Below are 26,125 nucleotides of genomic sequence, written 5' to 3' on the forward strand. Positions count from 1 at the left end.
CCGGGGCGCGCTCACCTCGAGTCCACGCACAACGTTGCCTCCGCGACCCGCCAGGCGGGTAACAGGAGCGACGTTGCTCGTGAAGGGAAACAGCGATGTGGGGATGTGCACCCGGACAGATACAATCCCTGTGCCATAAAATAATTAGCTTTTACTTTTCAACATGTTAGCGATTTATTCCGTGCGGAGAACCACGGCGCAAGCGCGCTAAACTGAATCAGGACAGTGCAATTGCACCGCAGCCGAACTGTTTTGGTGCGCCGCCGCCACCGACGCGGCGTCATGAGCCGGCGCCAATCGCCGCGCCGGCATGAAAAAACGCTCGGCAGGCGGCCCTTGGCGGCGGGCGCTGGGTGCAGCAATTTGGGGCAACCCCGGCAGATTCGCGCTTCACAAGAGTGCAAGTGCGCACCCGGGCGATACGCCGGGGCACCATTCCATCGCGGAAAGGCCTGTATTTACAGTACCTGGCCCCTGCCCGCTATTGGCACACCGCTTGCATTGGCTCAAGCAAGGGCGTAACGGCGCGCTCGGACCTCACCTGTTATTCTCCAAGAGCGAATCTATCGATGAGTAGCCCGGTCAACGTGCTGGACCTGTCGCGTCCGCCTATCCGTACCCTCCACCTCGCCTGGGTGGCCTTTTTCATTACCTTTGTGGTGTGGTTCAGCCACGCCCCGCTAATGGCCCACATCCGCGAGGCCTTCGATCTCAGCGACCAGCAACTGAAGGCCCTGCTGATCCTCAACGTCGCCCTGACCATCCCCGCGCGGATCGTGGTGGGCATGCTGGTGGATCGCTTTGGCCCGCGCCTGGTGTTCAGCTGGCTGCTGGTGCTCAGCGCCTTTTTCTGCTGGGGCTTCGCCTTCGCCACCAGCTACGAGATGCTGGCCCTGTTCCGTTTCCTCGGCGGCTTCGTCGGCGCCGGCTTCGTCATCGGCATTCGCCTGATTGGCGAGTGGTTTCCGGCCCGCCAGGTGGGCATGGCCCAGGGCATCTACGGCGGCTGGGGCAACTTTGGCTCCGCCGCTGCCGCCATGACCCTGCCGAGCCTCGCTCTCGTCTACGGGGGCGACGACGGCTGGCGCTACGCCATCGCCAGCACCGGTGTGCTCGCGCTTTTCTACGGCGTGTTTTTCTACATCAAGGCGCGCAACACGCCCAAGGGCTCTACCTACTTCAAACCCAAACGCAGCGGCGGCCTGGAAGTCAGCAGCTGGCGCGACTTCTACCTTTACATCGCCATGACCCTGCCCCTCTATATTGCCCTGGCGGTGATGAGCTGGCGGCTGTCACCGGGCAACCTCGCACTGCTGAGCGAGACCGCGACCCTCAGCATGTACATCGTGCTGGTGGTACTGTTCGTGTTCCAGGTCAGCCAGATCTGGCGCGTCAACCGCGAGCACCTGAACAGCGGGGTGCCGGAGATCGATCGCTACAAGTTCAAACAGGTCGCCGCGCTGGACTGGGCCTACTTCGTCACCTTTGGTTCGGAGCTGGCGGTGGTCTCGATGCTGCCCCTGTTCTTCATGGAAACCTTCGCACTGAGCGCGGTGACCGCGGGACTGCTGGCCTCCGGCTTCGCCTTTATGAACCTGGTGGCGCGGCCCTCCGGCGGCTTTTTCAGCGACACTTTTGGGCGCAAGCGCTCCCTGTCGGTATTGATCGCCGGTCTCGCCGTGGGTTACCTGGTACTGGCCCAGGTCGACGGCGGCTGGTGGCTGCCGGCGGCGGTGATCGCCACCATGGCCTGCTCCTTCTTTGTCCAGGCCGGCGAAGGCGCGGTCTTCGCCATGGTGCCCCTGATCAAGCGCCGCATGACCGGGCAGATCGCCGGCATGGTCGGCGCCTTTGGCAACGTCGGCGCCGTGGTCTACCTGACCGCCCTCACCTTCGTCGACGCCTCCACCTTCTTCCTGATCATTGCCGGCAGCGCCGCAGTGTGTTTCTTTATCGTGCAGTTTATCGAGGAACCCCGGGGCCAGATGCAGGAAACGCTTCCCGATGGCAGTGTCCAGTTGATCGACGTCGCCTGATGAGTTCGGCACCGGCGACAGCGACGAGCCACCACGCCAGCCACCTCGAGGAGCGCCTGCTGCTGGAGGTGGGTCAGGCCAGCAGTGCCGGCGCCAAGGCCATGAACGAGGATGCCATAGGCATCCGCATCCCCGACGACGCCCTGCTGACCACCAAGGGAGCCGCCGCGGTGATCGCCGACGGGGTCAGCGCCGCGGAGGCGGGCCGCGAGGCCAGCCAGAGTTGTGTCACCGGGTTCCTGTCGGATTACTTCTCCACACCCGAGTCCTGGACGGTGCGCCATTCGGTGCAGCAGGTACTGACCTCTCTCAATCGCTGGCTCTATCGCAACGGTACCCACCTGCCGGACAGCAACAAGGGCTTTATTACCACCATGAGCGCGCTGGTACTGAAAAGCCAGCACGCTCACCTGTTTCACGCCGGCGACAGCCGCATCTACCTGTACCGCCAGGGCAAACTGGAACAGCTCACCACCGACCACGCCGTGCCGGTGGGCCATGGGCAGACCTACCTGTCCCGCGCCCTGGGGCTGGATGTGCGCCTGGAGGTCGACTACCAGTGCCTCGCACTGGAGGAAGGCGACCTGTTTCTGCTCAGCACCGATGGCGTGCACGATGCGCTGGACCTGGAACAGTTGCAGGCCGGCATCAGCGACGAGACACGCAGCCTGGAGCAGCGCTGCCTGCAATTGAACAGCAGCGCCCTGGCCGCCGGCAGCCAGGACAACCTGAGTTGCCAGCTGCTGCGGGTACTCGCCCTGCCACAGCCGGAAATCGACGACGTGGTTGGCCGCCTCACCGAACTGCGCTTTCCGCCCTTTCTCAAGGTGGGCGACACACTCGACGGGCTGAAGGTCGAGCGCGAGCTTTACGCCAGCAATCGCAGCCAGGTCTACCTGGTCAGCGAAGCTATTTCAGGCCAGATGTACTGCATGAAAACGCCCTCGGTCAATTTCGAGGACGACCCGGCCTATATCGAGCGCTTTGTGATGGAAAGCTGGATCGGCTCGCGTATTCACAGCCCCTACGTGGTGCGGGTAGTGGAGCCACCACAGCCGCGCTCCTGCCTTTACTACCTGACGGAATACGTGGACGGCCTGTCGCTTACGCGCTGGATGCGGGAGCACCCGCGCCCGGCAGTGGAGGAAGTGGTCTACCTCGCCGGCCAGATCGCCAAGGGGCTGCGCGCCATGCACCGGCGGGAAACCCTGCACCAGGACCTGAAGCCGGACAACATCCTGATCGACAGCCAGGGGCAGGTGAAACTGATCGACTTTGGTTCCTGCGCCGTGGCCGGCATCAACGAGATCGCCAGCCCCCTGCAGCGCGACCAGGTACTGGGCACCGCTACCTACGCCGCCCCGGAATGCCGCCTGGGCTCGTCGGTCGACGCTCGCGCCGATCTGTTTTCACTGGCGGTGATCTGCTACGAGATGTTCACCGGCACCCTGCCCTTCCAGGGCAAGCTGGAGCAATGCAGCAGCCAGCGCGAATTCCTCTCCACCACCTACACTCCCAGCTACCGCATCAACCCCCTGGTACCGCAGTGGATCGACGGCGCCCTGCGCAGGGCGATGAGATTCCACCCGGAACGCCGCCACGGGGATGTCTCCGAATTTGCCTACGAACTACAGCACCCCAACGCCAGCTACCTCGCCTTCCACCAGCGCCCGCTGATCGAGCGCGACCCGCTGCGTACCTGGAAGGCCATCGCCATCGCCCTCGCCCTGCTGGAACTGGTCACCCTGGCCCTGCTGCTGGACTAGCCCGAACCGCGTGTCACCGCTTCGGTGTCACTGCGGTGGTACCAGGCGCTGATCCGCCCCCAGCAGTATGCCGGGGCTCAGTTCCCAGCTCCCCTCATGCGCATTCACCGGCCGGTAGTCAGTCGCCGGAGCCGGCATACCGAGATGGCGGGCCGCCTCGCGGTAGAGGTCGGTGCGATAGGTCTGCTGCACCAGGGACTTGCAGCGCTCGGTATCCAGCGTCTTGCCGAGCAGCGCGCTGGTCTGGTCCGCCAGCCACTCGCCGTCGGAGCGCCAGGGAAAGCCGGCCTGGTAGCGGCCGAAGACGTGGAAGTCCGGCATCGCCATCGGCGCCTGGCCGCGGCTGGTTACCAGTTCGCCGGCCAGGGCCGGACGCAGAATTTCCACCGGCAGATTCAGGTACTCCGGTCGCGCCAACACCTCGGCGGCCTGCAGGCGATGGGCCGGATCGGACAGCCAGCGACAGGCCTCCATCAGGGCCAGCCGCAGGCGCAGATGGGTTGCCGTATGCTGGCGATGCCAGGGCCCGGTCACTGCGAGCACTTTTTCCAGGCTGTTATTCCACAACTGGTAGCCGGTGGCCTGGATGGCCCCCACGCCCTGGTGTACCGCCATGCTGTTCCAGGGCTCACCGACGCAGTAACCGTCGATAATGCCGCGGGCAAGGCTGTCCACCATCTGCTCCGGCGGCAGCACGATAATGCGCACATCCCGCTCCGGGTCGATACCACCGCACTGCAGCCACAGACGCAGCAGGAAGATGTGGCAGGAAAAGGAGTGGGCCGCGGCAAAGGTCAGCTCCGGCTTGCGCGCGGCGCTGTGGAAGTAGTCGCCCATGGCCCGCGCCGTCGCCTGCGCCCCGTCCGCGACCAGGCCACCGCGTTGCGCCAGCTCCGTCGCCAGTTCCCGGCTCACGGTGATGGCATTGCCATTCAGGCTGAGGGCCAGTCCGGAGATCACTTCCACCCGCATGCCGCCAGCTCCCATGGAGGTCGCCAGCGGCAGGGGCGCAAGCATCTGCGCCGCATCCAGCTCACCGGCCACCAGCTTGTCGCGCAGGTTGGCCCAGGAGATCTCCCGTTCCAGGCTGACCGCCAGGCCATAGCGCTCGTACAGGCCCAGTTCCCGGGCCATGACCAGGGGCGCACTGTCATTCAGGCGCAGGTAACCCAGACGCAGTTCGGCTTTTTCCGCCACGGGCAGGCGCAGTGTGTCAGTCATTGGCTATTTCCGCTCCGGTCGGGATTTTTCCAGTACTGCTATTACATTTCGCGCCACTTCACCCAGGGTCTGGTTCTGATCCATGGCCAGCTTGCGCAGGGTGCGGAAGGCCTCCTCCTCATCGACGCCATGGATGGCGCTGATCAGGCCCTTGGCCTTCTCCACCAGCTTGCGATCCGCCAGCTGGGCGCGGGTGCGATCCAGTTCCTGGCGCAGATCACTGAAGGCGGAGAACTGGGCCATGGCTACGTCGATCACCGCCTTCACCCGCTCGGGCTGAATATCCTCGGCCTGATAGGCCGTTACCCCGGCGCGAATGGCGTCGCCTATGAAGCCGGAATCACCGCTGCCGGAAAACATGACCACCGGCCGTGGATTGTGGCTGGAGGCGATGGAAAGACTCTCCAGCACGTCACGGTCAGGGGAATCGAGGGCGATCACCACCACGTCGGGCTCCTGCTGCGCCATCTGGTACAGCAGGCCGGACGCCGTGGGAATCACGGAAATGATCTCCAGGCCGGGGAGCGCCAGACCTGCGGCTACGGCGCTGGCGCGCTCGGCATTGTCATCCACCAGAATGACCCGCAGTGGAGCGCTGGGGGCAGCTTGTTTCGTTGTCGTCACCACATCAGATCTTGAATTGCACCGTCATCCAGGCCTTCTCGGTGTCGGCATAGCGGCTGGTGTCGTCGGAAGAGAAATTTGCATACTTGAGCTGCAAACTCAACCTGGGATTGATTGGCCAGGTGGCAATCAGGTCCAGTTCGCTGCCAAAGTCAGCGCCACCGTCCTCGGCCTCGAATTCGTGCCAGGTACCGGCCAGCTTGACCGGACCGACAGCACCGCTGACGGTCAGGTAGAGATCCTCGATGCCGTCACCCGGTGTGGTAAGGAACATGTCCGCCCAACCCTGGAACATGTGCATGGTGGCCAGCGGGGTCTTGAAGCCGACGCCGTCGCCGGCTCCCAGCACCTCGTAACCCAGCAGGGCAGTGAGCGGACCGAGTCCCATGCCACCCTCCAGCAGGTAGTAGTTGGCGCTGTAGTCCAGCTGGCTGTCGCCGCCGTCGCCCTGGTAGGCATAGGCAGCGCGGGCGGCTACCGGGCCGAGTTTACCGGCGTATTCCAGGCCCCAGGTGTCGGAGCCATTATTGCGGGTCAGGTTGTCGCTGTAACCGGACTGGGGATCGATATCCAGTACATAGCCGAAAGCGACCAGGCTGTGTCCCTGCCAGGGGCTGTAGTTGAGCCGCAGGAAGTGGTTCTGGCCGTGCCAGTCAGCAGGTTGCGCGCCGTCGTCCGGGCCGAAGATACGGTGGACGTTGTAGACATAGGAATAATCCACTGTCAGCACATCGGTGCTCCACTGGAAGCGCACCCCGTCGTAAGTCTGTTCGTTCTGACGCCAGGCCACACCGCCGACAAAGCGCTGGTTGCCGTGCACAATGCGCTGGCGACCGTAGACACCCGAGGCGTCATCCATCGCGTACTTCACCCACACCTGGTTGATATCGGTGCCCTCCGGGTCGGCCACTACCGGGAATCCGGTCTCGCCGTTCTCGGTGGAGTTGTAGTCGTCGTCGCCGATGGCGGTGACATTGTCCACCTCTGCCATCAGACTCAGGCCCTTCCAGGCAGCGGTGGTGAAACCGACGCGTGTACGCAGGGTCGATGCCTCTGCATTGTCGTCGAAGTTATCCTGGTCCACGTATTCAAAGCGATAGCGAAGATCCATTTCCAGGTCGCCGCGGGTCAACATCTCGCCGATGGATGCGGCACCCGCATCGGTATTCTCTTCTGCCTGTACCGCCGCGGAGACCAGCGCGGTCGCCCCCAGTACTGCCGCGCTGCCCCACGCGCCAAAACGCTTCTGCCTGCCCATCACTTTTCTCCCATCAAAAAAAAACCTGCACTCCAGCGCGTGGTTAGACGCGGTGAGGTGCAGGCTTCGTTGCCGAAAAATTGTAGACCTGGTGGTACTGCACTACCTAATGCAAGCGCCGGGCCAACTTTTCGAAACACCTGTATTTACCGGCTGGAGACCGGGTTTTTCGGGATTGCACCAGCGCCCTGCCCCAAAAACGGGCCTCAGGCTGGTGCAGCCCCGCACCGAAAGGGGGAAAGTCCGCTCAGCGCAGGATATTGCGCCGACTCAGGCTGCCCGCATAGACAAAAAGAACCACCGCGATAACAAAGATAGCGCCGGAGAACCACACGGCGAAGGGATCGTTCATCACCTCGAGGCCGTTGGCCAGCAGGTAACTGTGTACTGTGGTCAGTATCATGCCGAGCAATGAAACGAGAAACACTGCCACCGCCAGGCGCTTTCGCAACAGCAGCAATATCGAGCCCAGCACAGCGCCCCACACCGCAACCCCCCAGCAGATGACTACCCACATCGGCAAACCATAAAAGTAGGCCAGTTGCTCCTCGTTAAAGGCGCTCATGTACTGTTCATTGCGAGTCTGGGTCATCACGAAGTCCAGGGCCCCCACCGCATTCCACAGCAGGGATAGAATCCCCACCAGCCACAGGTGCCAGGGCGCCGCGCCAGTGCGCGAATCTGTCAGGATCGACATAGTGCTTCCTCTTATTGTCAGGGCGTTGTCAGTGCAGCGAAGATCACTTTAGCGCAGGCGCCGAAGATTCGTGAAGCTTAGCAAAAGCGCTCAGGAATGGAGGCAGGCGGAGATATGGTCCTGGCTGAAGCCCCGATACTGAAGAAACCGCTGGCGACGGCCTTTTTCCTTCAGGTCCGCCGCGGGTCCGGTGCCGAACTTCCTGTCGCATACGGCCTGGGCATGGCTGTACCAGTCGATATCCAGCGCTTCCAGGGCCAGGCTGGCTTCGGCCTCGGGAATCCCCTTCTGGCGCATTTCCTGGCGCAGACGCAGAGGACCGTAGCCGCGCAGCATGCGCTGGCGGGCAAAGCTCTCGGCGTAGCGGCTGTCGCTCTGCAGGTTTTCCTCCTGCAGGCGCTGCAGTTCCACCGCCAGTTCAGAAGCCCCGCCAAAGCGCCGGTGCAGCTTCTGCCGCAATTCCTGCAGGGAGTGCTCGCGCCGGGCCAGCAGGTCCATGGCGGCGCGGCGTATGGCTGCCCGGTCCACGGCGGCGCCTTGTTCGGGCGCCGACTCGCCCGGTACCGGGATGTCATCGACTCGACTCACAGCGCCAGGCCGCAGGCGGGAAAATTAAAAATGGCGCCGGGAGCGAGAGTGGGTTCAGTGGACCCGGCGCCAAGGGGGGAAAACGAAAAAATCACGTTGCTACGAATGGCCCGCCGGGGCGGGCGTCGCCTCAATCCGCCGCGGATTCCTCGGCATCGGCCTCGACGGCCTTCTTGGCCGGGGCTGCCGCCGCCATGGTCTGGCTGCGAATCTCGGTTTCAATCTCGTTGGCGACCGCCGGGTTGTCCTCGAGGAACTTGGCGGCATTGGCCTTGCCCTGGCCGATCTTGTCGCCCTTGTAGGAATACCAGGCGCCGGACTTGTCCACCAGGTTCAGTTTGACACCCCAGTCGATGACCTCGCCCATGTGGTAGATGCCCCTGCCGTACATGATCTGGAACTCGGCCTGCTTGAAGGGGGGCGACACCTTGTTCTTGACCACCTTGACCCGGGTCTCGTTGCCCACCACCTCGTCGCCATCCTTGACCGCGCCGATGCGGCGGATGTCCAGGCGCACTGAGGAGTAGAACTTGAGGGCGTTACCGCCAGTGGTGGTTTCCGGGTTGCCGAACATCACGCCGATCTTCATGCGGATCTGGTTGATGAAGATCACCAGGCAGTTGGTCTGCTTGATGGTGGCGGTGAGCTTGCGCATGGCCTGGCTGAGCAGGCGGGCCTGCAGGCCGACATGGGAGTCCCCCATCTCGCCCTCGATTTCCGCCTTCGGGGTCAGGGCCGCCACCGAGTCGATGACCAGCACGTCTACCGCGCCGGAGCGCACCAGCATCTCCGCCACTTCCAGGGCCTGTTCACCGGTATCGGGCTGGGACAGGATGAGGTCGTCCACCTGCACCCCCAGCTTTTCGGCATAGATGGGGTCGAGTGCGTGCTCGGCGTCGATAAAGGCCGCCGTGCCGCCGCCCTTCTGGGCCTCGGCGATCACCTGCAGGGTGAGGGTGGTTTTACCGGAGGATTCCGGGCCGTAGATCTCGCAGATACGGCCCTTGGGCAGTCCGCCGATGCCGAGGGCGATGTCCAGGCCCAGGGAGCCGGTGGAGATGGCGGGGATGGCGACGCGCTCGTTGTCGCCCATGCGCATTACCGTGCCCTTGCCGAACTGGCGTTCGATCTGGGTCAGGGCGGCGTCCAGTGCTTTCTGTTTGTTGGCGTCCATTTGGGTCTCCGGTGCTCACAAAGTCATACAGTAAAACTACTGTATATATACTCAGTGGTCAGTCCGGAAATTGCAAGCACCAATTTCCATGAAAAGCGCTCGCCGGGAAAGACCTGTGCGTCTGGGCGACAGGTGGGCGGAACCGCTGGCGAGAATCACCGGACAGCGGCCCGCCCGGGGGCGGAAAATGACGGCGGCTAGCGCAGATACTGCTGCTTCAGCGCCGCAATCTCCTTCTCGCCCACGCCCAGCTCCTCGTCCATAAAGGCCAGCACCGAGCCGTAATCCGCCTCGATCTGCTGCAGGGCGAACACCAGGTAGGGCACCCCCTCCTCGGTGATCAGCGGCGCCGCCATGCTGTGTTCCCGGTCTGCATAGCGCAGCATCATTTTGGCGAAGGCGTTGGTTTCGGCGGCTTCGCCCAGATCCACGCTGCCGCGCTCCACGGCGGGGCGGCGGTACTCGGTGGACAGCACATAGTCCTGCACGATGCGCGAGCGCGGTACATCCAGCGCGGTCAGCATCAGGGCCGAGGCGATCCCCGTGCGGTCCTGGCCGGCGGAGCAGTTCACCACCAGCGGCGCGTGGCCGGCCACCGCCTGGGCGAAATACTGCTTGAGCTGCGGCTGGATGCTGTAGGGCAGGCTCTTGTAGAGGGTCGCCATATCCGGGCGCCCACCGCCCTGCATGCCGGCCTTCATCATGTCCATCATGCTGTAGTCGACACTGATGTAGTCGACACCGGCGTCCTTCACCCAGCGGTTGGGATAGAGCTCGCGCTCCTCAGAGCTGCGCAAATCCACCACGGTCTCAAAGCCGAAGCCGGCGAGGTAGCCCTCATCCCTGTCGGTGAGGCCGGTCATCACGCCGGAGCGATAGAGCAGGCCCCGGCGCACGGTTTTGCCGTCTTCGTTGACGTAGCCGCCGAGGTCGCGGAAGTTGGAACCGCCCTCCAGGGGCAGCACGTTGCGGTAGGTGTCCAGGGCGCCGGTTTGCGCCTGCAGGGTCTGTGCCTCGGCGATATCCGCCCGGGCGGCGACCGGAGTCACAAGGCTCACGGCCAATGCGAGTATTTTCAACGGTTTCATAAGGTATTCCTTGTGCAAGTCCCTGATCAGAAGTTGACGCGCACACCCACCAGGTAGCGGCGGCCGAAGCTCTCGCTCTGGTTGATGGTGCCGTTGCCGGCGTAGCGCACATCGGTTTCGTCGGTCAGGTTGTTGGCGTTGGCATAGAGGGAGATCGCCGTCTGGTCCCAGTTGATCGGCAGGGTGTAAACCACGGAGAGGTCAACCCGCTCCTGCTCGCCCCAGTATTCACTCGGGTCCTCGATGGGCGAGATCCACTCGTCGCGGTACTGGTAGTTCAGGCGTACCGACACATCGTACTTCTCGTAAAACAGGGAGGCGTTGTAGACCAGGTCCGAAGTGCCGGGCAGGTCGAGGGTGCGCCCGTCCAGGGTCTTGAACTCGGACTCCATCACGGTGACGTTGGCGCTGATACCCAGGCCGTCGAAGGGCGCCGGCAGCACCTCTTCCGCCAGGGCGATGGCGTTCAGTTCCAGCCCCTGCATCATGCCGTCCCTGCCGTTCACCGCCCCCTGGAATTCCCACTGCTCACCGGCCGCCGCCGGGAAGTAGATACCCCCGTCGATGGTGGACACGTCGGTGTAGATGACGTTGTCAATCTCGCGGTAGAAGGCGCCGGCGGACAGGATACTGGCCGGGGCGAAGTACCACTCGATGGAAGTGTCAAAACCAATGGCATCTTCCGCATCAAGCGTCGGGTTGCCGCCGGTGACGGTCTGCTCGGTCACATCCACGCTGGCCGCGGCGCGCCACTCGTTGTAGGTGGGGCGGTTGACACCGGTAGAAGCGGAAATACGCCACTTCAGGTCTTCCGCCAGGTCGACATTGACGTGGACACTGGGCAGATAGTGGGTGAAGTCATCCTCTACCTTCAGCGGTACCTCGTTGAGGGTGCCACTGCTGCTGTAGTCCGTCTGTTCCACCCGCAGGCCGGCGACCACATTGCCCCAGCTGAACTCCGAGCGCAGCATGCCGTACACGGCCAGGATGTCCTCTTCGATGGCGATCCTGTTCTCCGGGGCGATCAGGCCGTCGGTGGAGAGGTCCGCCGCGCTGGCCCAGGCATAGTAGAGACCGGCGTTGTTGTAATAGGTGCCGCCGATGGTGTTGCTGGTGTTGGCATCCCACAGCTCGCCGGTGTTGTAGTCCTCAATGTTGATCCCGGCGGGGAAAGCGCCCAATACCGGCTGGGCAATAAAACCATCGGCTTCCCGGTCATCCCACTTGGCGCCGAGTGACAGGGTGGAGGACAGGCCGAACAGGGTGAGGTCGCGGCTGGCGTCGACCTTGTACTGGGTAGCCTCGATATCCAGCGACTGCACATAGTGCAGGCCGAAGGTCTGGGCGTACTGGATGTCCGACAGGTTTCCGGGCAGGAAAACCTTCGGGTCCTGTATATCGCTGAGGTCGTAGTCCGCCATGGTGAAGCCGCCCACGCTGTAGGGGATGGGCAGATCCATATTGGACGAGGTTTCGGTGTAGTTTACGCGGCCTTCCAGGAACCAGTTCCCGGCCTGCATGTCTGCGCCAAGGGTGGAGGTCTCGGTGGAGTTCTCGTAGAGCCCCTCTTCCAGGTTGCGCGCTACCAGCATCGCGACGTTCTCCCCGGTGGTCCCGACAGCCTGCTCCAGCGGGGAAAACGCGAACTGGTTGCGCTCTTCGTGGTCCTGGAACTCGCTGTACAGGGTGGAGGCAAACACGCGCTGAATCGCACCGTCACCACGGAATTCGAGGCGCCCGCCATAGCTTTTGTCTTCGCGCTTGATCCTGTAGCTGCGGAAGTCGAGTTCGTTCACCAGCAACTGGCCGTTGGCGTCGCGGTCCAGGTCGTACTCGCGGTTGTCGGTCACCTGCTCGCGGCTGTTCTCGGAACCGAAGGCCATCACCCCGAAGTTGTCGTTGGACCAGGAGCCGCGCAGGGCGTACTTCTCGATGTCGCCGTCGCCCAGTTCCTGCTGGCCGGTGCCCACATCCGCCGCCATGGAAAAACCCTCACTGTCGAAAGGGCTGAAGGTATGGATGTTGATAAAGCCAGCCACCGATTCGCCGGGCATGCTGGGCAACACCGCCTTGTTGGCCTCGATGCGGCGGGTAATCACCGAGGGGAAGCTGTCGAAACGCGGGATGCGGCCATTCTCGGCGCCGGGCACATCGATACCGTCAAAGGCGATGGTGGTGTAGCGGAACGGCGCACCGCGCAGGTTGATGTAGCGCGCCTGGCCCTGGTCGCGCTCGATGGCGAGGCCCGGCAAACGGCCGAGGGAGTCCGCCAGGTTCTGGTCCGGGAACTGGCCAATGGTATCGGCGGAGACGATGTCCACGTAGTTGTCGGCCAGGCGCTTGGCGTCGAGTGAGGCCTGCTGGCTGTCGCGGATGGGAGTGGCCGTTACCAGCACCTCCTCCAGTTTAACGGTGTCCTGGGCCATGGCCGGCGCGCCGATGGCGGCAGCCACCGCCAGTGCCAGCGGCAGGCGGCGGGATAACATTTGGCTACATTGCATACTCATTTCGCTGTACTCCTGAGGGTCGAAAAATGCACTGGATGCGTTCGATGGGGAGGAGTATCGAGAGTAAATATGAGGGTTTTGTTACAGGTGGGGGGAAACCCGCGCTGGAGATGTCTCTAAATGTTTTTTTCTTTATCTTCAGTGCCTTATGAATACGAGGCAGGTGTTGCGGGGATGTCTATGGCGCCTGCTGCAGCGCATTGCGGACCCTCGTCCACCCGAATCTGCGCCGCGTCTGTCACAATCCGGTAACGGGAGCGGGCGGTGCGCGCATCGCGCTCACCCTCGAATAGAAAGTCGGCCGCCAGTTCCTCACCCAGCAGGCCGGTGAGGTGTTCCTTCACCTTGCTGCGGTTCTGGTCCAGGGTGCGCGACCGCAGCCCCTTCTCACGCAGATCGCGGGCCGCCTTGCCGTGCCCTTCGTAGGCCTCCATCAACGCCAGCACTTCCGCCGCCCCCTCGTGGTCTGCCCGGTTGGAGGGCGGATTGGCGAACCAGCCCCCGGCGTCGCCGGCGCCGTCGCGCAGGCGGCGCCTGGCGTACCAGAGGTAATAGATAAAGGGCGTGCTGGGCAGACGCAGGTCGAGGCCGTGAACACTAACGCGGCAATCCCGCGGATGGAATACCAGTTGCGCCGGGGCCAGCGCCACCGCCAGCGCCCGCTCCGCATCGCCCTCGAAAAGCTGCAGGGCGCGAAGAAACCAGGGTAGTTGCGCTGCGGTCAGTGCCTGTGCGCGCACCGAGCCTGCCCAGCGAAAGGCCTGCATCTGCGGGTTGAGGCCGCCATCTCCAGCTTGCGCCAGCAGAGCATCGAGTAGCTGTATTTGACTGTCGGAGAGATCATCCACTGCGGCAGTCGCCCGCAGTGCCTGGCGCCGGCTCGCCCCCGCCGTGCGCAGGGCGTCAACATAGGCTCTTCGCCGCGCCGACAGGGGTGCGGGCAACGCCAGCAGCAGGGCCGCGACCAGGCCTGTCAGCGCGCCCTGGCTCGCCAGCAGCCAGGGCCAGTTGCGCTGGCACTGCAGGCCCAGCTCGAGCTGACGGCCCATCTCGCCCTGCCGCCAGGCGAGCGCCAGGCGTTGCTCCCCTGCCCCGGCGCGTGCAATCTGTTCGCCCTGCAAACTGAGCACGCGCGCGCTGCAATGGGCCAGCGGGCCCGGCTGGCGCAGCTGTAAATTCACCAGATCCCGGTCAATCTCCATGGCCAGGTGACGCCAGGAAAAACTCTCGCCCTCCCAGCCGGGAATGGCGTCCGCCAATAGCTCCGGCAGTTGCCTGCCGAGCTCGCTGTGCACCTGGTGACGTATTGACCAGTCCGACAAGCCCACACTGCACACCATCAGCAGCAGCCAGGCGCCGGCTCCCAGCGTCAGGTGTGGCCAGCGCAGGCGCCTCACGGGCAGTGAATCCCGTCGGCGACCCTGCCACCCGCGGGAAACAGGGCGGAGGTCGCTTCGAGCGCCGCCAGCAGGTCGCAGTCGACGCCGCTGCCCACCAGCGATTTGCGCACATACCAGGTGCCCGAGGGCACATTATTGTCGATCAGTAAATGGTGCTCGTAGGGCAGGCCAAAGCCGTCGACGACAAACAGCGGGCTGCTGATCAGGTCCACTTCCCCGGTGGCAAAGGCGCGGTACAACGCCTGGGGGTCGGGGAACAGTCGCAGCTGGTCCCTGCCCAGTTGGAGACCGGCGCGGTTGAGGGCGTTCATCGGTCGCTGGTAGTAGGTCTGGCTGGTGGTATCGGCGAGCAGTCCCACCACCCTGCCTTCCAGGTACTGCTGACTCATTGCCGGCGCCGCCCCGTTGCTCAGCCAGTAAAGCGGATAGTTCGGGGTTTGCAGCAGCGCTTGGTAGTACTCGAAGAACTCCGGAACCATGCCTTCCACCAGATGGCGTCGATTCCAGAACAGGTCGTAACGCCCCTCCAGGATATCGCGGGCTGAGAGAAAACTGCGCGGCCGCCAGCGGATCTCGGCACCGGCGAAACGCTCCGCCACCGTTCGACCTTGGCAGCTCAGGCTGGCCAGGTCCTCGGCATAGGCATCGGTCAGGCTCAACAACTGCAGGGTCGGCTTGCCGGCCGGGTCCGGGGTGCTGCAGGCAAAACTCTGGTAGTCACTCAGCGGCAGCGGCGCCAGGCGCGGCAGGCTGAGCAGCGTACTCGCGGCGGCGGCACACAGGGCGATCAGCAGCGCAGGCAACCAGTGTCGCGGATGGCGCCGGGCAAGCGGGATGGGCGGGAACAGAGACACAGGCCTTGGGTACCGCAAACAAAACGCCAGCATAAGACAGATTTATGACAACTCCATGACGCGCGGATTGCGATACCACCTTGCCCGCCCGGCATTTGCCACCACCCGCCGCCGGCGCTACAGCGGCCCGCCCTCGCCCACCGACTCGCAACATGACGTGTCGTTTACAAGATAAAGTCGGGATTGGACAACTTTTGCCAGAAACCGTGAACGGCCTTGATACAACTCAGGGCAGCTTGAACCCACACCTCAAAGCGGTCGAAACTGCGATTGAGTACGCAATAAATATTCTCCTGTTATATGCAGGAGGAATTATGTGATTCAGTTCCTATTCGGTTTGCAAATATCAGAATATATTCAGGTCTCAGCGGGGGAGGGGGCAGAAAAGTCGACCCTCCAAGCTCAACAAATCAACAGGTGAGAAATCAACCAGCGAAAGCAAGTGGGTATAAGAGGAGCGAAGAGTGGAAACCATCAAGTTCGGCCACTTCGCTGTATCTGATCGTGATGCAGGTATAGCGTTCAGGATAAACTACGGCGAGACTGCCGACATCGAAACTTCCGATATTCCTGTACTTATTGATTTTCTAAAGAAGCACCTGAATGAAAGCGCCAACAGGCGATCCAGCTGGCGACTGCCCCTATCGAGTCTCCGTGACACTGAGGCAGACCAGCTGCGAATCACCATTCTCTCTGGCGAAGTCGAGCAGGTAGTTACTCCGATCGATATTTCGCTCACGGGTATGTTCATTCATGCGCCACTTCCCGTCGGTGAGACAGGCGAGCACATTGACCTGGAAATAGAATTTGGCGGTAGCAGAGTAGAACTGCGCGGACTGATTGTGCGGCAAGACAAGTCGATGACACGTTGCGGTCTACAGTTCGTAGGTTGCATGGATAGCGAAGGCACTCCCTGCCCGCCGACTGAACTCAGTGAAATCTTTTACCAACTGGAGCAGGTATGGTTGGATAAGAAACTGGCTTTGGAGTGGAGATGACAGGCGTCTCAATTCAAGCTGAATGTGACCGCAACCCGGCCAATCGTTGTTACCTGCGCAGCTTGGTACGGACATGGGCTCTTACTTTGCGAGCTCTTTGATAAGCAACAAAAGCGTGCCCGTATATATTCAGCGACCTGCAATACGCTTGGCATTTGCGTGTAGGTAGGTAATGAGCTGCGCATATTACGGCGACCTTCGGCCGGGGCATAAATGTTCGCTTCGTGACGAAAGTAGCCAGGCCCACTACGTCCTGTGAGTTCAACCGGCCGCTCAATCCTGCGCCAGGAAGCGCTGTAACTGCTGCCGCAGCTGCCTGTTCTCGCGACGCAGGCGGTCGCGCTGGCGCAGCAGATCGACCAGCATCGCCGTCGCCACCCAGTCCAGGTCCAGATCGCGATGCAGCCGCACTGCCTTCTGCATCCACAGGGCCGAGGTAGTATCGAACTCCCAGTCGCGGGCCCGGCCACCGGCGGCCGGTCGGGCGATGCCCTGCTCGACAATGGTTATTACCTGCTCTTCGGTGACGCCCTCGCGTTCACAGAACTCGCGCGCCGTGATGCGCATAATGCTGGTACTCATGTCGACGCCCTCCACTCGGCCCGCGCATCGAAGTCCAGCTCCTCGGACAGGGACTGCCACAACTCCCGGGCCCTGTCGCTGGACGTTGTGGGCATGGTCACCTTCAGTACCGCGTAGAGATCACCTCTGCCCGCCTTGCTCACCAGGCCCTTGCCCTTGATGCGCAGCTTGCGTCCGGCCTGGCTGTTTGGCGCCACAGTCACCGTCACCCTGCCATCGAGGGTAGGCACTGTCACCCTGGCGCCCAGGGCTGCTTCCCAGGGCGCAAGCGGCACGGTCACCAGCAGGTCGTGGCCCTGCACGTCGAACAGCGGGTGGGGTACCAGGCGGATATGCAGGTAGAGGTCCCCGTCGGGGGCGCCACCCTCACCGGGTACGCCCTGCCCGCGCAGCCGGATGCGTTCACCTTCTGTGACTCCCGCGGGAATGGTCACCTTCAGCGATTTGCGACGGCTGACCCGGCGGCCGTTCTCTATGACTGGCAACGCGTATTCCACCGGCTTTTGCGTGTCTGCCAGGGTCTCTTCCAGGAACACCGGCATTTCGATTTCCACATCCTGGCCGCGCCGGCCCCGCGGGGCACCGCCCCCGGCGCCAGCGGATTCGAAGTCCGCGCCGAAAATGCTGTTAAAGAAGTCGGAAAAGTCACCGCTGAAGTGGTGGCCGCCGGCACCCGCCCGGGACTGCCAGCCCGGCGGCGGTTCGAACCCGCGGCCGCCACCGGCACTGCCGTAGCGTCGCAGTTCGTCGAATTCGGCGCGGCGGGTATCGTCGCCCAGCACTTCCCAGGCTTCCGCCACCTCCTTGAACTTCTCCTCGGCATCCTCACCCGGGTTCAGGTCCGGGTGGTACTTGCGCGCCAGCCTGCGATAGGCGGCCTTGATATCCGCCTTCTCCGCATCCGGCTCCACACCGAGAATGGCATAGTAATCCTTGAATTCCATAGCCCCTTCCGCACGCTCCGCTTGTCTTCATTACAGCAGGCATTTCACCCGCCGCCAACACCAACTCCGATATGGTGCTGACGGCGCGGGATGCAAGTGCCCGCTAGTCGCACGGGCATTTGCGGGTACCGGCAGCAGACGCTAAAGTGGCCCGCCGCCGGCTACAGACAATACGCATGACCTCGCCCGAACCGCCCAGCACCCACTCCGGCCGCACAAGCCCCTTTGCCGAGCCGGTGTTCCGGCGCTACTTCCTGGCGATGTGCTTTTCCACCATGGGCACCTGGGTGACGCGCTTCCTGATCGGCTGGAGTGCCTGGGAGCTCACCCACGCCGCCCTATGGGTGGGCATCGCCAGTGCGGTGATGTTGCTGCCGACCTTTGTCCTCTCGCCGGTGTTCGGGGTACTGGCGGATCGCATCAACCCGCGCAACGGCCTGATGGTGACCCTGACGTCCCAGGCTCTGCTGGGCGCGCTGGCGGCCACGACCATGGCACTGGGCCTGTTCTCCCTGACGCCATTGCTGATCGTTGCCCTGGCCACCGGCGCCATTGCCGCCGCCCACTCGCCCCTGCGCCTGACCCTGATCCCCCTGCTGGTGAGCCGTTCCGCCCTGCCCGGGGCCATCGGCATTTCCGCCATGGTATTCAACCTGGCGCGCATCCTCGGCCCGGCGCTGGCCGGGGCGCTGCTGGCGGGCACCGGTGGCGCAGTGACTTTCGGGGTCGGTGCCGGACTGTTCGCCGGTAGTGCGCTGGCCATACGCCGGGTACGCTGCCGCGATGAGCGAGTCCCGCCGGCCAGGTCACCGGTGTGGCAGCAGTTCAGGGAAGGACTTTCCTTTTCCATCGCCCAGCCCGTCGTGCGCCTGACCCTCCTGCTCACCCTGGTCAACGGCCTGCTGGGACGCACAGTGATCGAGCTGCTGCCGGCCCTGTCGGGCCGCCTGCTGGCAGGCGACGCCGCCACCCTGGCGGTGCTCACCGCGGCCGCCGGCGCCGGCTCCATTCTCGGCGGCCTGGCGATGACCCGCCTGAGCGGCAGCGAATCGGTATTGTCACCGCTGGTCTTCGGCTGCCTGACCGTGGCGGCCCTGGTGCTGTTGCCGGCACCACTGGCCGGCGGCATTGCCAGCGTGGCGGCCATAGTGCTGGTGCTGAGCCTCGTCACCACGGTTGCCGGCACCGGCTGCCAGGCACTGACCATGCTCGGTGTGCCGGACAACTACCGCGGCCGGGTACTGAGCCTGTGGACGGTACTGACCATGGGCTCCCCCGCCATCGGCAGCCTGGTCATGGGCGCGCTGGCGGATCGCATCGGCTTTGCGCCGGTTCTGGTGGGCTTCGGCCTGGCCACCCTGCTGGTAGTGACGTGGCTGTGGCGGGGGCGACAGGCGGCCAAACAAGGCTGACCAGGTACCTTCCGCTACTGCCGCCGGGACAACTCTGGTAATGTTCCGCCTGTCGCGCGCAAGCCGCCCGCCCGCCGTCAAGCCATACAGCCACATCGGAATTCATGTTCTTCAGCGACGAACGCAGCCAGTTTTTTCGCCCGCTCACCGGCAAGTACCGGGAGCAGATCGCCGAGTGCCTGCGCCTGCTGCACGAGCGCCTTTACAGCTCCCAGGCGGACTACGGCGAGTCCCTGCGCCGCGAGCAGATCATCGACCTGTTCTGCGAAGCCCTGGAGCGCGCGCCGCTGCTGGAGGGCGAGGACGAGGGGCGCTTCGGCAACAGCCGCGAGCAGGCCGGCTGGATTCTCAACCAGCTGGTGGACTACGGCTGGCTCAAGCGCGACAAGGACGAGGCCTCCTTCCAGTCCACCTACCCGTTCAGCCGCAGCGGGCGCCTGTTTACCCAGGCCCTGGCGGAAGTGGACGGCCGCAGCGTGCGCACCCGCCACCGCAACACCCGCAATACCCTCAACTCGCTGGCGGCCTTTCTGGAACGCGGCGAAGTCTACGACCTGCTGGACGCCTACGAGCACTCCGAACGCATCATCGCCGACTTCACCGACATCATTGCTGAACTGGAGGAGCGCAAGCGGGAACTGGTGCGCGAAGTGGAAGCCCAGCAACTGGTGCAACAGGCCTCGGACCAGTTCTTCGACTTCATGGAAAAGCGCTTCCAGCCCGACGTGGCCATTCGCCTGTCGGCAGACAGCGTGGAAAAGCACCGCGAACGCATCCAGGACACCATTGGCAAAATCCGCCGCAAACAGAAAACCTGGAAGGCCGCGGCGGAGCGCGAGCTGCGCCGCCTGGCACCGGACCTGGTGGTCAGCGACGACGCCTCGGTACTCTGGCAGGTGCTGGACAGCATCGAGCAGCGCATGCGCAGCGCCTCGGAGATCATGCTGCCCGCCCTGCGCCGTACCCTGCAGGGGTTTACCAAGCGCGCCGACATCATCATCCGCCAGCTCAGCTATATTCACAGCCAGAAGCACAACGACATTGTCGGCCTGTGCAGGGAACTGTCGACACTGCCAGAGGCGGATTGCAACCGGCGTCTGGCGGCGGCTGGCGAAGTCATGGCCGGACTGCGCGTCGGCCTGGTAGACCCGGCCCAGAACCGTCTGCGTGAAAGGCGCCAGCCGCGCCCGGTACAGAGCCTGGTGGCGGAAATGGCGGCGCCGGATGCCGCCACCCTGCGCGATCTCTACATCCAGCAACAGCTGGACAAGGCCTTCAGCATCAACGGTGGCGCCTTGCGCGACTACCTGCGTACGGCCCTCGGCGCCAGCCGGCGCATCGACAACCGCGACCTGCCCATCGACAGTGCCGCCGACCTGCTGGCCCTCAGCCATGTGATTGAACTGGGCAGCGCCGATCACGGCGAGACGGGTTTCCGCTTGCGGGTGGAGCCGGCCGAGCCGATCAGCGGCGAACACTATTTTGAACGCAGGGATGGCTTCCTGCTGGAACTGGAACAGGATGACGATACGCAACGCCCTTGACGACGCGCTGGAGGCCCGCGGCCTCGGCGCCGAACAATTCTCGGAACTGATGATCCGCCTGCTGGACCACGGGGTGCTGTGCCGCGACGAAAGCAAGCGCGAGGCAGAGCTCTACGATCGCTACCTGCAGGTACCCGACCTGGTAGAGGATTACCTGGCAGTGCTGCGGGTGCGCCTGCTGCACGAACCGCGCTTTCACTCCCTGCGCCTGTTCCCGCCCGGCGCCGAGGTACCGGGCCTTGCCGACACTGGCGACAGTTTCAACAGCGGCCTGCGCGAGCGCCTCAACCAGCAGGAGGTGGCCTTGATCCTGGTGCTGCGGGCGGAGTATGACAAGGCCCTGCGCGAGGGACAGATCGACGAACTGGGCCAGGCGGTGCTGCCGCTGGAGGCGGTGAGCCTGGCCAGCAAGAACCTGCTGGGCAGGGCCCTGCCGGAGGCGGCCACCGAACGCCGTGCGCTGTTCCGCCGCCTGCGCCAGCTGCGGCTGATCCGCAGCGCCGGCGACGAAGCGCTGGAGGACGGCGAGTCCTGGCTGACCATCCGCCCCGATATCACCAGCCTGGTAACCGACGCGGTACTGGCGGAACTGCTCGGCCCGGCAGAAACGAAAGAAGCCGCCCCCGAAGACGAAGAGCAGGAATAATCGCAAGACATGTATCTGAAACGCGCCATTACCGTCAACTGGGGCAACCTGCCACCGCAGGAACTGGAATTCGGCCCGGTAAACCTGTTTTCCGGTGGCAACGGCTCCGGCAAAACCACCGCCGCCGACGCCCTGCAAACCCTGATGACCGCGGCCCGCGACAACCTGTTCACCTTCAACCCCGGCCAGGACGAGACCACCCAGCGCGGCCGCGGCGGCAAACAGGTGCGCACCCTCGCCTCCTATATTCTCGGCTGCGACGACGGCGCCTTCGCACGCCCCTGGGATTGCGACGGCTATATCGCCGGGGTTTTCCATCCCACCCGGGGGGAAACCGCCGACCCCTTCACCGCGGTGATCGGCGTGCGTGCCCACCTGGACCGCGCCGGCACGACGGCCCAGGCGCGGCAGGACGACCTGCTGTTGATGATCGTGCCCGGCGAGATGCTGCTGAAATCGCACTTTGTCCGCAATTACCCGGACGGCGACCACGTGACTCCGGTCACCGAGCTGCCCAATCTGCTGCGCCAGGAATTCGGCAAAAAGGCGGTGGAGGTCTACGAGCGCAAGGGCGCCTACCTCGCGCGCCTGTACGGCGCCCTGCGCGGCAAGCGCGACGCAGTATCCCAGCGCGAGGGCAGCAACGCCGCCCGTACCTTCGCCCGCTTCATGGCCTACAAGCCGGTAGACTCCATCGACCAGTTCGTGGCCGGCGAGGTGCTGGAAGCCCGGGAGCTGGGCGACACCATTCGCCGCATTCGCGACCTGCTGCGCACAGTGCACGGCATGGAGGCCGAGGCGCGCCAGTTGCGCGACAGCGTGGCGCTGTTGGAGCAGGCCCGCGGCAGGGCCGACGACTACCTGGAATCCTGGCTGCAACACAAGGCCGTGGCCTACGGCGCCGCGGCGCAACAGCAGCAGCGCAACCAGAAACTGCTGGTCGCCGAGCAGGACCAGAAACTGCAGCTGCGCCAACAGCAGAAGAGTCTCATTGCCGAGCGCGAGGAAACCCACAAGCGGCTACAGCAAGTGCACCGGGAACTGGTGGCACTGGAGGCGCGTATCCAGGGTGTTCCCGCCCTGCGCACCAAGCAGGAACTGGAAACCCGCCGCGAAGACCTCACCGGGCAACTGCACGCCGGCGCCCGCCCGCTGCTGGAACAGGACCAGCAGCGCAATGCCAACCTGAGTGCGCTGCAGAACATACGCGACCTGCTCAACCGCCACAGCCTGGAGCTGGCCCTGCCGGAACTGGCCGGGCGCGGCTGGCGCGATACGGCAAAAGCGCTGCTCGGTCGCGCCGACCAGAACCTGCCCGACCTCAACCAGCTGCTGGCCAGGGACTGGATCGACCTTCGGCCGCTGGAAGCCGGCCTGGATGAGAGCCGCAGTGAAGAGCCCCTGCACAACCAGCTCGCGGCGATTCTTCACGGCGGTGATCAGGAACAGGCCGACAGCGATGCCCTCAGCCTGGCCCAGCGCCTGGATCGCCTGGTGGCCGACAGGGAGCGGGAACTGCGCAACACCGAGCAGGAACAGCAGCGCATTGAACAGCAGATTCGCACCCTGCAGGCCCACCAGGTCAGCTATCCGAGGGATGTTTCAGAGGCGCTGTCCGCCATTCGCGAACAGTGTCCCAAGGCCGATCCACGCGTACTTTGTGATCACGTGGAGGTTCGTGATCCCGACTGGCAAATGGCCATCGAGGGTTACCTGGGCGGTGCCCGCTTCGGCATTCTGGTGGAACCGGAGTACGAGGCCGAGGCGATTCGCATTGTGCGCCGCCTGGCCGGCGCACGCCGCAACCGGGCGCGGGTCATCCAGGGGGAACAGGCGCGCCGGGACGCGGAGCGCCAGTCGCTGCCGGACGACTCCATTTTTCACGTGCTGCGTTTTTCCCACGGCATCGCCGAACACTACCTCAAGGCCTCCTACGGCAGCGTGCAGCGGGTCCCCGACGCCGCTGCGCTGCGCCTGACCCGCCGCGGCATTACCGCCGACGGCCTCGCCTCCGGCAACTACGCCATGTTCCGCTGCGACCTGGAGGACAGCGAGCTGGTGTTTGGCGAAGCGGCGCGGGAGCGCAACCTGCGCGCCCAGCAGCAGGCGCTGTCGCACATCCAGGAGCAGTACCGGAAGGGCGCCGAGACCTACAAGGCAGTGAAGCAGTTACAGCAACAGGTCAACCGCTTCCGCCCCCTCCAGTGGGTGGCAACCGTCAGTACCCTGCTGGACTGTCAGCGCCAGTTGCAGGATCTGGAAAAGCAACTGGAGAACCTGGACCTCAGCGCCCACCGCGATCTCGAGCAGGAACGCGAACAGGCAGAGCAGCGCTACAGCGCACTGGAACAGGAGCAGCGCGAGCAGGACAGTCGCAGCGGGCAACTCGAGGAGCAGCTGAAGGGCGCCGAAAAGCGCCTGAAGGACTTTGCCGACCGCAGCGAGGCCCTGGAGACAGCCCGGGACGACGCCGAAGCCGCCCTGCTGGCCGGCGAGCGTTACTGGCCGGGCCTGGATGTGCAACCGCGCATGGAATCCATGGAACAGCGCCTGGCGGCCAGCCACGAGGATATCGACTTTGCCAGCGAGGAGCGCCAGCTCAGTGACCGGCTGACCCAGCAGGCGGTAGCGCTGGAGCAAACCATCCGCAGCTACAACGAACAGGGCCAGCCGGCGGACCAGCTGCTTTCCGACAGCGCCGAAGCCCTGCACAGCGCGCCCTTCTTCGGCCATGTGCGCGGCCTGCAACAGCAACTCGACAACCTGCACAACCGGCTGCGCAACAACGTACTGCTGGAAAAGCAGGAGCAGCTGGGCACCCTGCGCGACACCTTCAACACCACCTTCGTCAGCGATCTCTGCCACGAAATCCACCAGGCCATCCGCGACGGTGAACGCACCCTCAAGAATCTCAACGATGAACTGCAGCACCATCGCTTCGGCGCCGACCGCGAACGCTTTGCCTTCGACTGGAGCTGGCTGCCGGAGTACAAGGAGTACTGGGACTTCTTCCGCGAGATCATCGATATTCCCAACCTCGGCGACGGCAGCAGCCTGTTCGACGCCAATCTGTCGGACAAGGCCGGTGCGGTGCGTGACCGCCTGCTGGCCCTGCTGCTGGACGGCGACGAGCAGCAGGCCCTGCGGGAGCTGGAGCGCATCAGCGACTACCGTCGCTACCGCCGCTACGACATCCTCAAGACACCGGAAAACAAGGCACCCATTCGCCTCAGCCAGTACGGCACCGGCTCCGGCGGCCAGCTGGAAACGCCGGCTTATATCATCCGCGCCGCCGCCATCACCAGCGCCTTCCGCTTCAGCGAGGGCGACAGCCACCTGCGCATGGTGATTGTCGACGAGGCCTTTATGCACATGGACGAAACCCGCTCGCGGGAGGTGATCGGCTACCTCACCCAGACCCTGGGCCTGCAGTTGATTTTCATCATGCCCACTTCCAAGGCCGGCCCCTTCCTCGACCTGGTGAGCAACCAGTTTGTATTCAGCAAGGTGCCGAGTCCGGTCGCGATTGGCGACCTCAATACCCGGGTGCTGGTAGACCGCCAGCAACTGAACAAAGAGCGGGTCGCGGAGCTGTGGGCCCAGCACCGGCGGGTTATTCGCCAGCAGGGCGCGCTGGATTTCATGGAGGAGGTATAGCCCGTGAAGGCGCCGGGCTGGCTGGTTGAGGAACAATGGCTGCAGACCCTGTTGCACTGGTTCCTCGACCGCCTGGAGGAACCGCGGGAGCGTGCCGTCACCCGGCGCATCAAGCCGTCCACCGTACCCGCCCTGTTTCGCTTCGCCGAAGACACCCGCTATCGCTGGCGCCTCATAGAACAGCTCGCCTCCGACTACCCCGTTTTCAGTATCCACTACGATCACCGTATCGCCCGCCACCAGGAGCGCTATGAAAACGCGCAACTGCGCCTCAATCCCGAGGCTGAAGCGCTGCTGCGTGAGTGGCTTGCGCGGCCCCTGCTGGACCCGCTGCGGCAAGCCTGGCGAGCGGCCCTTGCCGAACACCCGGACGCCTTCGCCGATGGCGGCGACGCCCTGCTCGCCAACCCACCCGCTTACCCCGGCTGGGAGCCCGCCGACCTGGCAGCGGCTTTTGCCGGCGTGGGCCAACACCTAACTGGCAAACTGACGCTGCGAGAAATCGCGGCCCGCTGTTTTCGGGGCGACTCCAAGTTCCTGGACCAGCGCCTGGAGCTGTTGCACAAACTCTACGGCCAACGCGTCTTGGCGATACTGCCCCGCCCACTGCTGCTCACCGCCTGGGCGCCGGTGGGCTTCACCCGCTTGCTGGTCGTGGAAAACCAGGACAGTTTCCTGCGCCTCGCGGATGCCCCTCCCCCCGGCTACGCCCTGCTCTACAGCGGCGGTTTCCGCGCCAGCGCCGAGCGCCTTGGCAGCGAACACACCCGCTTCGCCTTTTTGCCCGGCAGTGACAGCGAGAGTTTTGAGCGCTTATGGTTAAGTGATGAACTCCCCGCCGCATTCTGGGGCGACCTGGATTTCGCGGGGATGGGGATTCTGAAGGGACTGCGCCAGAGCCTGCCCCGGCTGACGGCGTGGAGACCGGGCTATGCACCGATGCTGGAGCAACTTCAAAAGCAGGGCGGCCATGTCCCGGAGCAGGCCGGAAAGACCCGGCAAATTGACCCCGGAGAAACCGGGTGCGCGTACGCGGATAGCACCCTGCTACCCGCACTGCGTCAATACGGGACCTTCATCGACCAGGAGGGCTTTCTGGTGACATCTGGCAATCGCCTGGGTAATTGAG

20 protein-coding genes are annotated in these 26,125 nt (G+C 64.1%); 8 read left to right on the forward strand and 12 right to left on the reverse strand.

Going from position 1 to position 26,125, the window contains the following annotated elements:
- Positions 1 to 569 precede the first annotated feature (569 nt).
- Both FVW59_RS06510 and FVW59_RS06515 read left to right on the forward strand, forming a co-directional pair.
- The gene (locus FVW59_RS06510; RefSeq protein WP_148063413.1) at positions 570 to 2,036 is read left to right on the forward strand and encodes a NarK family nitrate/nitrite MFS transporter; all 1,467 of its coding nucleotides are present in this window, start codon (positions 570 to 572) and stop codon (positions 2,034 to 2,036) included.
- On the forward strand, positions 2,036 to 3,802 hold the full coding sequence (locus FVW59_RS06515; protein WP_148063414.1) for a bifunctional protein-serine/threonine kinase/phosphatase: 1,767 nt from the start codon (positions 2,036 to 2,038) through the stop codon (positions 3,800 to 3,802). Before FVW59_RS06510 ends, FVW59_RS06515 begins: the two co-directional genes overlap by 1 nt.
- Positions 3,803 to 3,829: 27 nt before the next feature.
- On the opposite strand, the gene FVW59_RS06520 is transcribed toward FVW59_RS06515, so the two are convergent.
- From FVW59_RS06520 to FVW59_RS06565, 10 genes are all read right to left on the reverse strand, one after another.
- Positions 3,830 to 5,023, reverse strand: coding sequence for a CmpA/NrtA family ABC transporter substrate-binding protein (locus FVW59_RS06520; RefSeq protein WP_148063415.1), 1,194 nt, complete (start codon positions 5,021 to 5,023; stop codon positions 3,830 to 3,832).
- Between the two features lie 3 nt (positions 5,024 to 5,026).
- The gene (locus FVW59_RS06525; RefSeq protein WP_187275795.1) at positions 5,027 to 5,647 is read right to left on the reverse strand and encodes an ANTAR domain-containing response regulator; all 621 of its coding nucleotides are present in this window, start codon (positions 5,645 to 5,647) and stop codon (positions 5,027 to 5,029) included.
- A gap of 4 nt (positions 5,648 to 5,651) precedes the next feature.
- The gene (locus tag FVW59_RS06530) at positions 5,652 to 6,905 is read right to left on the reverse strand and encodes an alginate export family protein (RefSeq protein ID WP_148063417.1); all 1,254 of its coding nucleotides are present in this window, start codon (positions 6,903 to 6,905) and stop codon (positions 5,652 to 5,654) included.
- Between the two features lie 247 nt (positions 6,906 to 7,152).
- Positions 7,153 to 7,602, reverse strand: a complete 450-nt coding sequence (locus FVW59_RS06535) for a hypothetical protein (RefSeq protein ID WP_148063418.1) — start codon at positions 7,600 to 7,602, stop codon at positions 7,153 to 7,155.
- Positions 7,603 to 7,692: 90 nt separating this feature from the next.
- Positions 7,693 to 8,190 (reverse strand): regulatory protein RecX, encoded by a 498-nt coding sequence (locus tag FVW59_RS06540; protein WP_246139655.1) that lies wholly within the window; start codon positions 8,188 to 8,190, stop codon positions 7,693 to 7,695.
- Positions 8,191 to 8,320: 130 nt separating this feature from the next.
- Positions 8,321 to 9,364, reverse strand: a complete 1,044-nt coding sequence (recA, locus tag FVW59_RS06545) for a recombinase RecA (RefSeq protein WP_148063419.1) — start codon at positions 9,362 to 9,364, stop codon at positions 8,321 to 8,323.
- A gap of 197 nt (positions 9,365 to 9,561) precedes the next feature.
- The gene (locus tag FVW59_RS06550; protein ID WP_148063420.1) at positions 9,562 to 10,452 is read right to left on the reverse strand and encodes a tyrosine-protein phosphatase; all 891 of its coding nucleotides are present in this window, start codon (positions 10,450 to 10,452) and stop codon (positions 9,562 to 9,564) included.
- Between the two features lie 26 nt (positions 10,453 to 10,478).
- The gene (locus FVW59_RS06555; protein WP_148063421.1) at positions 10,479 to 12,959 is read right to left on the reverse strand and encodes a TonB-dependent receptor; all 2,481 of its coding nucleotides are present in this window, start codon (positions 12,957 to 12,959) and stop codon (positions 10,479 to 10,481) included.
- Positions 12,960 to 13,105: 146 nt separating this feature from the next.
- Positions 13,106 to 14,356 carry a hypothetical protein gene (locus FVW59_RS06560; protein ID WP_148063422.1) on the reverse strand — a complete coding sequence of 417 codons (1,251 nt, stop codon included), beginning with the start codon at positions 14,354 to 14,356 and terminating at the stop codon, positions 13,106 to 13,108.
- Positions 14,353 to 15,213, reverse strand: coding sequence for a type 2 periplasmic-binding domain-containing protein (locus FVW59_RS06565; protein WP_148063423.1), 861 nt, complete (start codon positions 15,211 to 15,213; stop codon positions 14,353 to 14,355). Before FVW59_RS06565 ends, FVW59_RS06560 begins: the two co-directional genes overlap by 4 nt.
- Before the next feature lie 464 nt (positions 15,214 to 15,677).
- Between FVW59_RS06565 and FVW59_RS06570 the strand changes: the two genes are divergently transcribed.
- A complete protein-coding gene (locus FVW59_RS06570; protein ID WP_148063424.1) occupies positions 15,678 to 16,211 on the forward strand; it encodes a PilZ domain-containing protein in 534 nt (177 codons plus the stop codon).
- Between the two features lie 273 nt (positions 16,212 to 16,484).
- Here FVW59_RS06570 and FVW59_RS06575 read toward each other — a convergent pair whose 3' ends face one another.
- Positions 16,485 to 16,793 carry a chaperone modulator CbpM gene (locus tag FVW59_RS06575; RefSeq protein WP_148063425.1) on the reverse strand — a complete coding sequence of 103 codons (309 nt, stop codon included), beginning with the start codon at positions 16,791 to 16,793 and terminating at the stop codon, positions 16,485 to 16,487.
- A complete protein-coding gene (locus FVW59_RS06580; protein ID WP_148063426.1) occupies positions 16,790 to 17,737 on the reverse strand; it encodes a DnaJ C-terminal domain-containing protein in 948 nt (315 codons plus the stop codon). Before FVW59_RS06580 ends, FVW59_RS06575 begins: the two co-directional genes overlap by 4 nt.
- Before the next feature lie 176 nt (positions 17,738 to 17,913).
- On the opposite strand from FVW59_RS06580, the gene FVW59_RS06585 reads away from it, so the two are divergent.
- From FVW59_RS06585 to FVW59_RS06605, 5 genes are all read left to right on the forward strand, one after another.
- Positions 17,914 to 19,149: an MFS transporter gene (locus tag FVW59_RS06585; protein WP_148063427.1), complete on the forward strand. Its 1,236-nt coding sequence runs from the start codon at positions 17,914 to 17,916 to the stop codon at positions 19,147 to 19,149.
- Positions 19,150 to 19,253: 104 nt separating this feature from the next.
- On the forward strand, positions 19,254 to 20,693 hold the full coding sequence (locus FVW59_RS06590; protein WP_148063428.1) for a Wadjet anti-phage system protein JetA family protein: 1,440 nt from the start codon (positions 19,254 to 19,256) through the stop codon (positions 20,691 to 20,693).
- On the forward strand, positions 20,671 to 21,339 hold the full coding sequence (locus FVW59_RS06595) for a DUF4194 domain-containing protein (RefSeq protein WP_148063429.1): 669 nt from the start codon (positions 20,671 to 20,673) through the stop codon (positions 21,337 to 21,339). The genes FVW59_RS06590 and FVW59_RS06595 overlap by 23 nt, the downstream gene beginning before the upstream one ends.
- A gap of 9 nt (positions 21,340 to 21,348) precedes the next feature.
- The gene (locus FVW59_RS06600; RefSeq protein WP_148063430.1) at positions 21,349 to 24,996 is read left to right on the forward strand and encodes an ATP-binding protein; all 3,648 of its coding nucleotides are present in this window, start codon (positions 21,349 to 21,351) and stop codon (positions 24,994 to 24,996) included.
- Between the two features lie 3 nt (positions 24,997 to 24,999).
- Positions 25,000 to 26,124 (forward strand): Wadjet anti-phage system protein JetD domain-containing protein, encoded by a 1,125-nt coding sequence (locus FVW59_RS06605; protein WP_148063431.1) that lies wholly within the window; start codon positions 25,000 to 25,002, stop codon positions 26,122 to 26,124.
- Position 26,125 lies beyond the last annotated feature (1 nt).

The organism is Parahaliea aestuarii, from assembly GCF_008064635.1.
Taxonomy (GTDB): domain Bacteria; phylum Pseudomonadota; class Gammaproteobacteria; order Pseudomonadales; family Halieaceae; genus Parahaliea; species Parahaliea aestuarii.